The sequence below is a fragment of the Ktedonobacter robiniae genome (assembly GCF_016587375.1).
In the GTDB taxonomy this organism is placed as follows: Bacteria; Chloroflexota; Ktedonobacteria; order Ktedonobacterales; family Ktedonobacteraceae; genus Ktedonobacter; species Ktedonobacter robiniae.
The window spans coordinates 1,705,483-1,719,115 of the sequence record NZ_BNJG01000003.1 but is presented as its reverse complement, the minus strand read 5'-3'; the positions used below and the strand labels follow the sequence as shown (position 1 = coordinate 1,719,115).

14 protein-coding genes are annotated in these 13,633 nt (G+C 54.8%); 5 read left to right on the top strand and 9 right to left on the bottom strand.

All coding sequences use genetic code 11. The annotated features are described in order from the left end of the window. Positions 1-10 precede the first annotated feature (10 nt). The gene (locus tag JMJ04_RS39945; protein ID WP_201375929.1) at positions 11-820 is read left to right on the top strand and encodes a metallophosphoesterase; all 810 of its coding nucleotides are present in this window, start codon (positions 11-13) and stop codon (positions 818-820) included. Between the two features lie 54 nt (positions 821-874). After that, positions 875-2,053: a DUF2330 domain-containing protein gene (locus JMJ04_RS39940; RefSeq protein WP_201375928.1), complete on the top strand. Its 1,179-nt coding sequence runs from the start codon at positions 875-877 to the stop codon at positions 2,051-2,053. Positions 2,054-2,059: 6 nt separating this feature from the next. Here JMJ04_RS39940 and JMJ04_RS39935 read toward each other — a convergent pair whose 3' ends face one another. The 5 genes from JMJ04_RS39935 to JMJ04_RS39915 all read right to left on the bottom strand — a co-directional run bounded on the left by JMJ04_RS39935 (position 2,060) and on the right by JMJ04_RS39915 (position 5,095). Next, on the bottom strand, positions 2,060-2,650 hold the full coding sequence (locus JMJ04_RS39935; protein ID WP_201375927.1) for a GNAT family N-acetyltransferase: 591 nt from the start codon (positions 2,648-2,650) through the stop codon (positions 2,060-2,062). A gap of 21 nt (positions 2,651-2,671) precedes the next feature. Continuing rightward, positions 2,672-3,094 carry an acyl-CoA thioesterase gene (locus tag JMJ04_RS39930; protein WP_201375926.1) on the bottom strand — a complete coding sequence of 141 codons (423 nt, stop codon included), beginning with the start codon at positions 3,092-3,094 and terminating at the stop codon, positions 2,672-2,674. A 241-nt stretch (positions 3,095-3,335) separates the two neighbouring features. After that, positions 3,336-4,361, bottom strand: coding sequence for a CPBP family intramembrane glutamic endopeptidase (locus tag JMJ04_RS39925; protein ID WP_201375925.1), 1,026 nt, complete (start codon positions 4,359-4,361; stop codon positions 3,336-3,338). A 132-nt stretch (positions 4,362-4,493) separates the two neighbouring features. Then, positions 4,494-4,712, bottom strand: a complete 219-nt coding sequence (locus tag JMJ04_RS39920; protein ID WP_201375924.1) for a helix-turn-helix transcriptional regulator — start codon at positions 4,710-4,712, stop codon at positions 4,494-4,496. Beyond that, entirely contained in the window at positions 4,709-5,095 is a 387-nt protein-coding gene (locus JMJ04_RS39915; protein WP_201375923.1) for a hypothetical protein, read from the bottom strand. The genes JMJ04_RS39920 and JMJ04_RS39915 overlap by 4 nt, the downstream gene beginning before the upstream one ends. 349 nt (positions 5,096-5,444) lie before the next feature. On the opposite strand from JMJ04_RS39915, the gene JMJ04_RS39910 reads away from it, so the two are divergent. Further along, positions 5,445-7,088 (top strand): N-acyl-D-amino-acid deacylase family protein, encoded by a 1,644-nt coding sequence (locus tag JMJ04_RS39910; RefSeq protein ID WP_201375922.1) that lies wholly within the window; start codon positions 5,445-5,447, stop codon positions 7,086-7,088. A 150-nt stretch (positions 7,089-7,238) separates the two neighbouring features. Here the strand turns inward: JMJ04_RS39910 and JMJ04_RS39905 are convergent, their stop codons facing one another. After that, positions 7,239-7,715, bottom strand: coding sequence for a DUF6194 family protein (locus JMJ04_RS39905; RefSeq protein ID WP_201375921.1), 477 nt, complete (start codon positions 7,713-7,715; stop codon positions 7,239-7,241). Between the two features lie 447 nt (positions 7,716-8,162). Between JMJ04_RS39905 and JMJ04_RS39900 the strand changes: the two genes are divergently transcribed. Together JMJ04_RS39900 and JMJ04_RS39895 are read left to right on the top strand one after the other, a co-directional pair. Next, entirely contained in the window at positions 8,163-8,534 is a 372-nt protein-coding gene (locus tag JMJ04_RS39900; protein WP_201375920.1) for a hypothetical protein, read from the top strand. Between the two features lie 135 nt (positions 8,535-8,669). Further along, the gene (locus JMJ04_RS39895; RefSeq protein ID WP_201375919.1) at positions 8,670-8,915 is read left to right on the top strand and encodes a hypothetical protein; all 246 of its coding nucleotides are present in this window, start codon (positions 8,670-8,672) and stop codon (positions 8,913-8,915) included. A gap of 417 nt (positions 8,916-9,332) precedes the next feature. Here JMJ04_RS39895 and JMJ04_RS39890 read toward each other — a convergent pair whose 3' ends face one another. From JMJ04_RS39890 to JMJ04_RS39880, 3 genes are read right to left on the bottom strand one after another with little or no spacing between them, the layout of a single operon-like run. Further along, a complete protein-coding gene (locus tag JMJ04_RS39890; protein ID WP_201375918.1) occupies positions 9,333-11,102 on the bottom strand; it encodes an ATP-binding cassette domain-containing protein in 1,770 nt (589 codons plus the stop codon). Further along, complete coding sequence (locus JMJ04_RS39885) at positions 11,099-12,847, bottom strand: ABC transporter ATP-binding protein (protein ID WP_236038913.1); 1,749 nt, start codon at positions 12,845-12,847, stop codon at positions 11,099-11,101. Before JMJ04_RS39885 ends, JMJ04_RS39890 begins: the two co-directional genes overlap by 4 nt. Next, positions 12,844-13,368, bottom strand: coding sequence for a nucleotidyltransferase domain-containing protein (locus JMJ04_RS39880; RefSeq protein WP_201375917.1), 525 nt, complete (start codon positions 13,366-13,368; stop codon positions 12,844-12,846). The genes JMJ04_RS39885 and JMJ04_RS39880 overlap by 4 nt, the downstream gene beginning before the upstream one ends. Positions 13,369-13,633: the final 265 nt, after the last annotated feature.

Here is a 13,633-nt window from a genome sequence, read left to right as displayed (position 1 = left end):
TTAATTCACTGTGATAACTTTTATTTCGCGAAAACTGAAGGCCCTGGCACTCAGGGTGGCAGGCTTCCTGTCACCTGTAAGAGAGCGTACCTATCCCTCGGTGGAAGAGGCCCTATTTAGGGCTGAGCGCAACGACCTGGGCGCGCCCCCTGTGACCTATGCCATTGGCGATGTGCATGGAGAAATTACTCTCCTCATGCGTTTATTGCAACTCCTGCCCCTGCATCCACAGGACACACTGGTCTTTTTGGGGGATTATCTGGATAAGGGCGAGGATTCCCTCGCCACCATACGAGCGTTGCGGAGGCTCCAGCGCCTGCATCCCTTATGCGTCTTTCTCCGGGGCAATCATGAGGACGCCTGGCTGGAGTGCTGGAATGGCTCAGAGTTTCTTGGCGCCCCCAACATGAAGAGCGCGCGCCGCCTGTGGAGGGCCAACAGGAGACATATGCCCGCCGAGATAGGCTACTGGCTGGAGGAAACCCGTCTGGAGTACGAGGACGAGTTCGCCTACTACGTCCACGCGGGCGTCTTGCCAGGCAAACCCTTCGAGGAGACGCCCGCCGCGCGTAAGATGTGGGGACCAAGGGGCTTCCTGAAAAGTAACTACGATTGGGGCAAGCTCGTCGTCTTTGGTCACTGGAAGCTAGCCAGGCCACTCGTCGAACCAAACAAGATCTGCGTCGACACAGGAGCCTATCGCAGCGGCACACTGACAGCGGTGCGCCTACCAGATCGCCAGATCTTCCAGGCACCACATATCTCTAAAGCCACCCCCCATGAGGAACAAAAAGCCCTGCAGCAGCGTCTCTTTTCATGAAACCTCTTATGTCCCATAGATATGGTCCATAGAAAGGATTCCGCATTCTAAACTATGCTGAAATTCATACGACTCCTCGCGCCCCTCTCGCTCGCGCTGTGCTGCCTGCTGCTCCTGCCAGCCTCCGCGCTCGCGTGCGGCGGGCTCTTTGCCAGTACAAACCAGGCAAGGGTCAACCAGGATACGGAGAGGCTCCTGATTACTGTTGGCACGCATAGCACGACCCTGTATGAGCAGATACGCTATCAAGGGAAGGCCCAGGATTTCGCCTGGGTGCTCCCTGTACCCGTTGTGCCCAGCGTAGACCAGGCGCCGCAAGCCCTCTTCACCTCGCTGGAACAGCTTACTGCTCCCAGGTTTGTCGTACCTGCTGCCCGCACCTGCGATTACGCGGATATAACACGGCCACACTATAGCGGTATGGGAGCAGGCGCGTCTAATACGACGAGTAGCTCCAACGTCAACGTCTATGGAAGCGGAGCGGTTGGCCCTTTCGCCTACGATGTGATTAAATCGGGTGACGCCGGGGCGCTTACCAGCTGGCTACAAGCTCACCAGTACGCGGTACCGGCCAGCACGCAGCAGTTTATCCAGCCCTATGTGGCGAAAAACATGTATTTCCTTGCCATGAGGCTCCAGGCCAAAGCGGACACGACCAGTATCGCACCTGTCAAGATCACCTTCCCTATGGTCATGAAACAGGTTATGATCCCTATTCGCCTGGCGGCCACCGACATCAATACGCGAATGAATATGGAGGTCTCGATCCTGGCCAACGAGCGTTTTGCGCCCCAGAACTACCAGGACATTCATATTGACCAGAATCAAATCACTTCCACGCCCAATCCTGGCGCAAACTACTACCAGCTCGTAGACACCGCCATTCAGAAGGCAGGAGGCTACGGTTTTGTCACTGAGTACGCCCAACCAGTCGGCCCATACGCGCTTGGCAGCTACCTCAAAGAAATGCCTGAGAACGCCTACCTTACGCGTTTCTATACCAGCTTCACCCCTGATCACATGCGGATCGATCCCATTCTGGCGCCCAAAGCCAACCTCAACCCCGTCAGCCCCTATATCAGCCTGAATTATAGCTCGCCGCCGCCGGACTGCACGCTCACCTATGTGAAAAGTGCCGCCTGCGTAGGTGGCGTCGTGGGCGTCCCCTTACTAGGCATTGTCGCGGGTGCGATCTGGCTCCGCAGGCGCTACAAAGCCCGCCACACAAGCTAATACTATCTATAGGTCAATCCACCAGAGGGCGCAGCGCTCGCCCTCGTTGGTGGTGTCCTTCACCACCAGTTCCCCGTTCTCCTCTTCAATGCGAATCGAGGGGGGATTCTCCACCACGCGCAGCAGGCGACCACCATTCTTCTGGATCACGCGCACAGAGGAGGGGTTTTCGTCTTCAATCGTCATGGAGACACCGGGCAGAGCCAGTTGGCGCGCCTCCTCCAGGAGCAAGGCCAGCTGGCGCGTGCCATACCCTCGCCCCCGGTAAGCGGGGTGAATATTGTAGCCGACATGCCCATTAAGCTTCTCGTAAGGCTCCTCCAGGCGCGGGCGGAAGCGGATCTCGCCAATGATCTGCTCGCCATCCTTGAGCAGAAAATAGGTCTGTTGCCTGGGTAGACCAGCGAGCAAGTCGATGCCCTGCGCCTCATCCTCCAGTTCACGCACAAAGGCGGCAAAGTCTTCGCGTGCCAACCACATATTGTTATAGTTATACTCCTCGCCGCTGGAAAAATGAGCATCGATCATCGCCAGGTAGGTCTGCGCATACTTGACATCTGGCTTCACTAGCTCTAATTGCTCTTCGGGCTGAGCCATACAGGTTCCCTCCTTTATCCATTACTCCCTCTCAAGCGCCTGGCGTAGCTCCTCGGGGAGAGGCTGGGCGCGCTCGCTCTTTGGATTCATACACACAATCGCGATCTCCCCCTCGGCCACAATATCGCCTACCTGTAGCTCCGAGGCGACCTCTTGCAGCGCGCGCGCGGTAAAGGCCACCTTCCACGAGCTACGTCCCACATGTGCCACCCACGCCTCCACGCTCAGGAGGTCATCATAGCGCACCGCCCCACGAAAATCACAGGCCACATGGACCCGAGGGAAGGCCACACCCCATAGCGCGGTCGCATAGGGGAAACCAATTGCGCGCATCAACTCATGTTCAGCGACCTCAAAATAGCGCAGCATGGCCGTGAAATGGATGCGTCTCGAACTATCAACATCGGGGAAAGGGACACGAATTTGTACGCTTGCTCGTGGCATAGACACTCTCTCTTCTCTAGCACCCAGTCAAAGCAAATAGGCAATTATATTCTAAAATACAAGCACATCATAGCACAATCGCGGAACGAGCTGTTCTTAATTAGAGGGCCCATGCCAGCATGCACTGCCTTATAGGAAAAGATGACTAATCCAACACACAGACTTCTCAGCGCCTACAGGCGCTTGACGAGAAGAAGAGAATGCCAGTGGTAAATGCCCTGGGTCATGCCAGCCCACAATTCTACCTTGAGGCAACCATCTCATCATCGACGACTGGCTCATCAATGGATGGCTGAACATCCTTCTCAAGGCCAGGCTTGTAGGATAACCTCCCTCTGGTCGCTACCAGGATAATTCCGACGATCACCAGCCAGGCTCCTACGCCTGCTAGTGAGACGAGGATTGCTGACATTGATCCGTTACTGCTCGCACCGGTTGCACCCAGCTTGTTGTTCAATTGTGGATACGCTACAAAGAACAGCGTTGGAACGGTGTCAACAGCGGAATGGAAGAGAATCGCCAGGAAGATACTGCCCCGCGTATTGTTAAACAACCAGGTCATGACAATGGTATAACCCGCAACTGTCAGTATATAAAGTATGAAGCCAGGCAGGAGACCGATTACTCGGAATTGTGCTCCCCAGACGGTGAAGGCGGCCAGTGGTAGATGCCAGCAGGCCCACAAGAGCGCGAGGAGGAGGCTGCTGGCCAGTGGACCCATGCGCCTTTGCAGACGATGCAGAGCGAAACCGCGCCATCCCACCTCTTCACCTAGCGGGGAGCCAAGCACCATGCCACCCGGGACGGCAACGATGTAAAAGGCTAATCCCAATGCTCCTTGTGTGCTGAACAGGTGCTTCAGCACATCCAGAGGTCCCAGCGGTAGGTAATACACTACACTTGCCACGATGGGCAAGAAAAGGGCCAGCATATACCACTGGATACCTGCACGCACACGGATTATGCGCCGCAGTAAAAGGAGCACACCAGCTTTTCCCTCCACAACGGCACTCATAATTAAGGCGGCGATTGCTGGCCCACATGAGCCTAGCAAAATGACACCCAGGACATCTAATGCAGAAGCGTCGGAACTCATAGAGAATGGTAGGAGGCCGATACCTCCGCCTTTTGATACTATCAATGGCAGCCAAAGCAGCCATGAGATGAGATATGCCAGCACGAAGTAAACGACGAGTGAAGGTTGTGCCAAGATTGTCTTACGCCCGTCATGTTGTACGTTTGACAGTGTAATATTTTTCGATAACATGCTTCTTTTCCTCATGCTTTCAAGTTATCTCTCTGTCTTATTTTGTACAAAGAGAACTAGAGCTAGCACACGCCAGGCGTGTTTCACGTATACTAAGGCTACTTGCTCTCCACATCCATCCAGCCCTTTATGCTAGCTCTCCTTTTTGTTCTCTTGCTCGAGTTCAGGATCAAAGATTTGCTCAACCGACATCTCAAAGAGACGTGCGATCTTGAACGCGAGCGCAAGGCTGGGATCATACTTGCCAGTCTCCAGGGCATTCACCGTCTGTCGCGAGACCTGCAAGCGCTCGGCAAGGTCAGCCTGCGACCAGTTATGCATCGCTCTAAGCACTTTTAACTTATTATTCATCGATACCTCCGCGCGGCAAGCGCGCTCCCTATGCACCAGAGTACTAGCATCAAGGGGAAGATGTAAATCCAGCTCACATGGGGGAAGCCGATGTTTTCCAGAAAGCCATAGCTGAACGTTAGAAGGCCCACACTTGCGAAGCCGAAAGCCAGTCCTTCAAGTTGGATGTGGCGCTGCAATTCGTCCATGCGACGAATAAAGCGCATATAGGCAAACATGGCAAAAGCCGCTGGCACTACCGGAATCAGCGCCAACGGGATACGCCACCACGCCGAAGTGGGGCTGATGTTGATTAATACAGCCGAAATGATCAGGACGATTATGTACACAGCCAGTGGTAGCCAGAGTATTTTAAGATATGTATTTCTCGCTGGTTTGTTCATAGTTCTCCATACTTTCTCGATGATGGTTTCTTTACTCGCTCAATTACAATCTCTAGCTTTGTCGAGCAGGCTCGTCAAAATGTCAAGTTTCCTTGTCATAATGTAAACGATAATTATAAATTTGTCAAGCAAACTTTACAAAGTATGACAAATTTCGTAAGGTACTGCTACTTATGGAACTTTCAGGCAAGAAGCGAACCAACATGGAGCAGGTGTGGCAGTACAGTGGCAAAGTTGGGTGCATCGAAAACTGCCTGGTAGGCGCCTTCCCTTCCTAAAATGCTACAATGGTTTGTAGCAAGAGAGCGAGCGCTACTGGCGCACAAGCATTCATGTAAGGAGGATAAACATGAGCACTGGCGGCATAGATACCTTGATTCGCGGGGCTAAGATCGTTGATGGCACGGGGAATCCGTGGTTCTATGGAGATGTGGCAATCACCGGGGAGCGCATTCAAGAGATCGCGCCTACCGGCCATATTTCGCCCGCGAGGGCGCGCGAGGTTGTCAACGCGGAGGGGCTGGTTGTCAGTCCTGGCTTTATCGATATCCTGAGCCACTCGCATGTGCCGCTTATGCGCGATCCACGCGACCTCTCCAAGATCACGCAAGGGGTCACTTTAGAGATAATGGGCGAAGGCTGGTCCCCGGCGCCTGTGGGAGGCCAGATTACGGATAGTTTCGTCGATCTCTCACCCCAGGAGCGTGAGCTGGTACGCGAGTGGATCGAACCGGCAAAGGCCTGGACACGCTTTCGCCACTGGCTTGAGGCGATGGTTGAGCGCGGCGTCTCCCCCAATGTGGGATCATTCCTGGGTGGCGGCACGTTGCGCGAGTATGTCATGGGCCTGCGCATGGGTGATCCTACACAGGATGAGCTGGAGCGTATGCGCCGCGTGATGGCTGAGGCTATGGAGGATGGAGCCTTTGGCGTCTCCTACGCCTTGATCTATCCTCCCGATACGTATACCTCGACCGAAGAGCTGATCGAGGTCGCAAAGGTCGCCGGGCTATACGGTGGGATCTATGTTACACACCTGCGCTCCGAGGGCGAGCAACTGCTTGAGGCCATCGAGGAGGCCATTACCATTGGGCGCGAGGCCAACGTACCCGTCGAGATCTATCACCTCAAGGCCAGTGGCAGCCACAACTGGCAGAAAATGCAGCTCGCCATTGAAAGTATCCAGCGCGCACGCGAGGCTGGCATCGATGTGACGGCGGACATGTATCCCTATCCTGGCTCGGGAACTGGCCTGAGTTCGGTGCTCCCGCCCTGGTTGGCCGAGGGTGGCTTGATGTACCAGCGGCTCAGCGATCCCGCTGTACGCGAGCGGGTACGCGCCGAGGTGCTTAATCCCTCGGGCGATTGGGAGGCCCAGGCGCATGGCATCGGTCCCGAGGGCGTCATGCCCATCGGCTTCGAGCGGCCCGAGAACCAGCAATATGTGGGGAAACGCCTCTCAGAGATCGCCGAGATGCGCGGTCAGCACTGGATCGATGCCGTGATCGACCTCTTGATCTCAGAGCAGCAGCGTATCTTCACCATCTACTTTAGTATGGACGAGGCCAATGTGGCACTCGGCCTGCGCCAGCCCTGGGTCAAGATCTCCACGGACGCGGGCGGCGTCGATCCCACCTGGGCGAGACCGCACGGTCCCACGCATCCACGCGCCTACGGTACCTATCCCCGCGTCCTGGCCAAATATGTGCGCGAGGAGCGGCACCTGACCCTGGAAGAGGCCATTCGCAAGATGAGCGGTTCCGTCGCCGCGCGCCTGGGCCTGAGAGATAGAGGACTGCTCCTCCCCGGCTACTACGCTGACGTAGTCCTCTTTGATCCCCAGACCATCGCCGACCGCGCCACCTTCGAGGATGCCCACCAGCTCTCCACCGGCGTGCGCGACGTCTGGGTCAACGGCATGCGCGTCATCCGCGACAGCCAGCACACTGGCGCGACCCCCGGCCACTTCGTGAGAGGTAGCGGCGCCAAATAGGGGATGTGGAGGGTGCTGGCTGTTGCAAGCAGCCAGCACCCTCCACATCCCTATCTTATGCTCAGGCACAGAATGGGTTGCAAGCGCATTCTTTTCCAAAAAGATGAAAGAGGTAACTACACATATGGTTTCATCTTCTCCGGTTGGAGCCTACCTGCGAGCTACCCGTCTCTTATGCTTGCTCACCGCCAGGTCATACGCCTCGGCCAGAAGCTGCCGCACTTTCGTTTCAAACGTCTCCTCACTTGGGTTGAGCACGCACACCCAGAGCATTCGGCCATACACAGGGTGAGGCATTATTTGATCCAGGGCAGTGAAGTCGTAGTCGCTAGAGTTTTCGCCGCTGATCGCCGCGCTGTCTCTGCCGGAAGGATGCGAGAGTTCGCCAAAGAGCGAGCGAAACGTCTGCTTGCTAATGCCGATGTTCAAGCGAAAGACCGTCGGGCGGTTGAGGTTAGAGAACTGGTCATTGATATCGCTGGTCACAAGTGTCACAAACGGAAACCTGTGATCCGGTGGTACGTTACTATCCGGGTTGTAGAAGAAGAAGCTGTCGCCCGAAGCAACCACCACATCTACGCCCTCAAATGTCCCAATGATATACTGGCTGATCTCAGATTCATTCATGAGTATTGATCCTTTCCTGACTACTTTGCTTTGATCACATCTCTACTGTACAACACTCATGCCCAATTGGAGACTCAGGACAACGTGTAGCGTTTGCGATGGATACCAACAGTGCCATATTCAAGCTCTGGTTCCTAGATCACATAGTAGAGAGCAGAAGGAAAATCTGGAGAAGCCTCTAAAGGAACTTGAAGGTTTTACATTACTGTTAGTGTCGCTCCTAAACAGCTACCATCGATTGCAGTCACCTGGAGTGATAAACAATTGCTTTGAAATTCACTCTCTTCATAAGTATCCTGATCCTTCCCCTCCTTTCTAGAGAAAAAAGCGTGCTCCAGTGCTTGATGTCAAGAACTGACCCTCATTTACCATAGAAAAACCACCTCTTTTTATCTATACTTCTATTTCCTAGCCTTGCTCTTTCTGTAGATAATGAAAGGAACTGAAATGTCACTTTCTCCTCCCCAGCGGCTTCTGATTGGCTCTGCTTTTCTGGGATTATTTTTGTTTGGTTTCCAATCAGGAGCATGGGGAATCATCCTGCCTGATCTCATGGTCTTTTACCATTTAACTCCGGCAACCGTCGGGCCTTTAGTAAGTAATGCTCGAAGCATCCAGAAGCAAGGGCACACGTTGTGGTTGGCGACACTCGCGAGCCCACAGGTGTGGCTCATTGGAGTGTTTATCGCATCCCAGGCAGGCCTGCACGGTGTTTTGAGTAGTTGGTTATACAGCTTTGCACTCAACGAGCGACATCTCACCCCGTCTTTTGCAAGCATACTGATGAGTGGTTTTCGGCCTGCTCGTTGGCTTGAGTGAGGGTCCCCTCTATCCAACGGTAATTTCTCTGGTTCCTCATCTGGTGGAAAAGCCTCTTCTCGTAAGATCATTAAGCTTGATGATGACGATGAATATTGTTGGCGTCTCGCTTCTTCCTTTACCTGTCGTGCCACATTGAGCGAACAAGAAGGAGAAGTCCGAAACGCGCTTATTGACGCCCCTGGCATTGTTACGCAGTACCGTGAGGGCAACCTGGCGCTTCAGCTCCTCCTGACTGTCATAGGCTGGCTCTTGCTCCAACAGTCAACAGTACTCGAACTCAAAGCCTGGGGAGAAGCTCCTGAGACGCTCGCGGACTATCGAAAGCTGGGATTTAGCACAGTAAAAGAAGAGATCTCCTATCGACGCAATCTGGCATAGCTCCCTTCTTTTTGGTATTACTTCTGACAAGAAAAAGTTTCTCTTTTCAACTGTAAAAGCGTCTGCGGTGGCTATGTTTCCATCTCTTATTTCTCGTTATGCTATATGTGAGATACGCATGGGGTGAACGAGAGGAATAGCGCGCAGCGTGGGAATGATACCAGCGATGATGGCCAGGTAAAGGCACTGCCTTTGAGCAAGTAGGCCTCCACAAGTGATGCCAGGTAGAATATCGATGAATATCAGCTAGATCGGAATTGGTCAGATCAATACTCAGCAGATTCTGGCGCTCCAGATTGAGGAGCTGTCTCGCTCCTGGCTCACGGCACAGGCGCTCAATATTTTCTCGCAGCCAGGGGTTGCTCTTTTTTCTGTCATACATAGATAAATCCCTTCTTCATGTAACAGATATGCCAGTCACTCCCCAATGTGCTTATCCTGCTCATCGTGCCAGAGGGCACGCATCTCGTTGGAGTGCACTAGCAAGTGGTCCAGGGTTCCCTGGGCTTCAAGCTGGCCATCTTTGAGCACAAGGATGTGGTCGGCGCGGCGCAGGACCGCTCGGCGATGGGTGGCGACGAGGTAGGTCTGCTCGCGCCGGGCGAAGAGCCTCTGCCAGAGTAGGCTCTCGGTCTCCACGTCCAGGGCGCTGGAGAGATCGTCCAGGACGAGTAGCTCGGCCGGGCGCGCCAGCATACGCGCGGCGGCGGTGCGCTGGACCTGACCGCCAGAGAGTTTCATACCGCGCGTGCCGATCTCTGTCTGCACGCCCTGGGAAAAGTCCGCGACATCACGGTCTAACACGGCTTGAGAGAGTGCTATCTGGATGTCTGCCTGTCCCTCGGCCTGCCCAAGTAGAATGTTGGCCTGCAAGGTGTCGCTAAAGAGATGAGGGATCTGCGGCGTGTAGGCCGAGCGTGGCGGGACAAAGAAGGCCGCCGCGTCGGCTACGGGCTTCCCGTTCCACTGGATCTCGCCCCGCTCTCTAGGCAACTGGCCCAGCAGTGTGCGTACCAGGGTCGTCTTGCCTGAGCCAACGCGCCCAACAATGGCGGTGAGCGTTCCACACCCCAGACTCAGGTCGATGCCCTCGATTCCCGCACCTCCTGGATAGTGATAGGTCAGATCGGTAGCTGTGATATGCTCCAACTTCTCCTGAAGAGAGCTTACAACCATCTCATTGATCGGCAATGGTCCTTTCTTGAGCGAGACGGGATGAGGTTCAACCAGTTTGCGCTCCCGCCCTTGAGCCTGCATCAAGACCAGTAAGCGCCCAAAGGAGACCCTGACCTGCGCGAGGCTTCCCAGGCTCGCTCCAATCCCAGAGATGATGCCCGCGATATAATCGATATAGAAGATAAAGAGGGCAATATTACCTATGCTCAGATGTGCGACATGGGCATTGAGAGCGGCGAGAAAGAGAACCAGGCCCGTTCCCAGGCCGACTGCGTTGCCAAGTACGGCGTTGATGCTATCGTTTTGCAGGCGCTCACGCAGCATTTTCACCAGTCGTTGATCACTCAATTGGCGAAAGTGCTCGACGACGGGCAGCTCGGCGCCCGCGACCTGGATGGCCTGCGTCGCGCCCAGGATCTCACCGATCAAGCCCGTGACTTTGCCGGTGGCGCTACGGCTGGCCTTGCGATACTTCTCCATACTCTTCATCAATGCCTGGGCGATGACGATGACAAGTGCGAGCGGCACAAGTACCAGCAGCGTGATTAACGCATTGATGCGCAGGAGAATAACGATGGCCACAATGGCGAAGAGCCAGCCTCCAAGCAGGCCCACACCCGGCGCATCGGCCACGATCTCCGTGTCATCGCGCAGAGTATTGAGCGCCTCCCCTGGCGTCACTTTGACGGCCCGCGCACCGGGTAGTTGAAAAATCTGCGCGATGACGTTGCGGCACAGCAGGCCACGCACCGGGTAATGCACCTTCAAGGTATTATCAAAGCCGATAAATTGAATACCCATCTGGACCAGGATAAGCCCAAAGAGGGTCAGCAGGAGCAGTCCCAGGGCGGCATCAAAGTGGGGCTTCTGATAGAGCGTATCAAAGAGCTGCTGGAGCAGCAAGCCAAACATCACCATTGTGCCATGATTGATAAAGGAGCCAATGACCATCCTGACTTTGTAAAAAAGGCGGTAACGAGTCAAAGCCCCGAGCAATCGATATGTCTTCATGCGTATATGGCTCCATCAACGTGTTGTAGCAAGCGTGCAAAGTGTGAGTCTGGATTGCCCACCAGGTCGGCCCGTGAACCCATCTCCAGGACCTCACCATTCTCGATCACGAGGATATCATCGACGCGCTGAAGCGTCTCCAGGCGGTGCGCAATAACAATACCCGTCCGGTTGGCAAAAAGCTTCGCCATGCCCTGCTCCATAAGCTTCTGCGTCAGAGGATCCAGACGCGAAGAGGCCTCGTCGAGCACTACCAGGTCTGGATCGGTTAAGAACACCCGCGCAAAGGCCAGCAATTGCGCCTCGCCAGCTGAGAGGCCAGCGCTACTCGCGCCCAGCATGGTCTCCAGTCCCTGGGAAAGCGAGGCATACCAGGGCAAAAGACCAATCTCCTCCAGCACCGAAAGAATACGCTCATCCGTGATATCACGCCTGAAAAACGTCAGGTTATCGCGAACCGTGGCGTCAAAGAGCTGTACATCCTGCGTAATCAGGCTGATACGCTGGCGCAGCTCGCCCAGGCGCATATCCGTGAGCGGCACATCGTTGAGTCGTATCGAGCCGGACTGCGGATCATACATCCGAAAGAGCAGGCGCGTGACCGTCGTTTTTCCGCCGCCGGTGCGCCCCACAATACCCAGGACATGCCCGGCTGACAGGTGGAAGGTCATGTCCTTAAGCACTGGCTCATCCAGGCTATAACCAAAGGCGATATGCTCAAAGGTCACCGAGGGCGCTCCAGCGGCTGGCTTTGTGCCGGGTCCATCCTGGATAGCCTGGCGCGTCGCGAACAGCCCCTCGATACGGCGGATGCAGGATTCGGATTTGTTGAGATCCTGGAGCTGCCATTGCACCTGGTCCAGGGGCTGCATCAGCAGAGAGCTATAGACAAAAATCAGGTAGACTGTGCCAGGCGAGGCCAGTCCGATACTCCAGAGATAGGCGCCCAGGACCAGCCCCAAGACCCTTCCCAGAGCAAAGAGCGCCTGTGAGATAATCCAGGGCGAGGCTCCCGACCAGCCAGCATGGCAGGTCGTAGCATACCAGCGATAGAAACGGTTATAGAAGTTTCGCCATACATAGTTCATGCCACCATTGGCACGAATATCTTCCGTTGCCGCCAGAGACTCACCCAGGAAGCCAAAGAACTCCGCACTGGCCTGCCGGGCTACGACCCAGCGCTCGACCGAGGGGCGGCGCATCCAGGTCAGCGCCACCACAACCAGCAGACAGTATCCTCCCATGCTAACGCCCAGGCGCGAATCAATCGAGGTCAGCACAACCAGCAACCCTAGCAGGAGCAGAAGATGGAAGAACATATGCACCACAAACTTCGAGAAGAAGTTCGAGAGATCGTTGACATCTCCATCTATGCGCTCAAGCAACTCGCCCTGGGTATGCTGCTTATGAAAGGCCTGGTCGAGAGTTAAGACATGGGACAGCAGATCGGCGCGGAGTTGGTTGGTCGCCGTCCAGGCCACCTTTTCACACAGGTACTCCGAGACGACTGAGACCCCCTGGTTAAGAAACGAGACAAGAAGGTACAGCAACGCGAGCCAGGCAAGCCCCTGCCCAAGCCCCTGCTGTAACGTCGCGTTGATAAAGTCGCCCAGCAGCTTTGGGTTATAAAGCTGTAAGCCAATACTGATGAGCAGTAGTACTGACATAAGCAAGACTTTCCCCCACTGGGGCTTGAGATAGCGCGCGAACAGACTAAAATAGCGCTTGAAGGGTTGAAGGCTCACGGATGCTTCCTTTCAGGCTTATTGCGGACAAACCTCTCGTACTCGGCTGGCAGGGCAATACCAAAGTGATCACATAGCAGCGAAACATCGTGATAGTCATCCTCATCCAGTTCGTAGCCGGAATGAAACTTCACCAGCCACTCAGGCGAGATGCATTTCACCGGGTAGCCCTGGATGGACCCACTGCCAGTCAAGGAAGCCAACGGGTACTCCAGGCCAAAGACAAGTTTTCCGTGAGCATCAAACGTGTAGGAGTGAAAATCTACCTCGTGTCCCTCATCATCGCCCATCACAAAGTTGCAATCCCGCGTATCATCACGAGGCACATCTTTATAACTGCGTGCCTCAAGCAGCGCGCGAAGCTTCGGGACATCCTTGTGCTGGAGAGCTATGTCTAAGTCCGCGTGTGGGCGCGTTTGTCTCCCCAGCAACGCATCGACACCCCAGCCCCCATCAACAAAGATCTCAATACCATTCTGCTCACAAAGCCGCATCAGTTCAACAACGGCCTCTGCACTCATTTGCGGCTGGGGGCTTGTAACTGACCTTCAAGTGATGACATACGACTTCTCCTTTTCTGCACCTTTCAAATGAAAAGGTATAAATTACACATTAGAAAGCATACTGGTGAGCGGACAGGCGCAGGCGTGGAAAGAACGCGCGGAGAAGCCTCTAGAGTCAAGTTGGTAACAAGCGTGGAGAGAAAAGGGTTGGAAAGGAGATAGACCTTACACCGTTGTCTCACCAGGACTACACATGCACACAGACAAGCACCTTTCATACTAC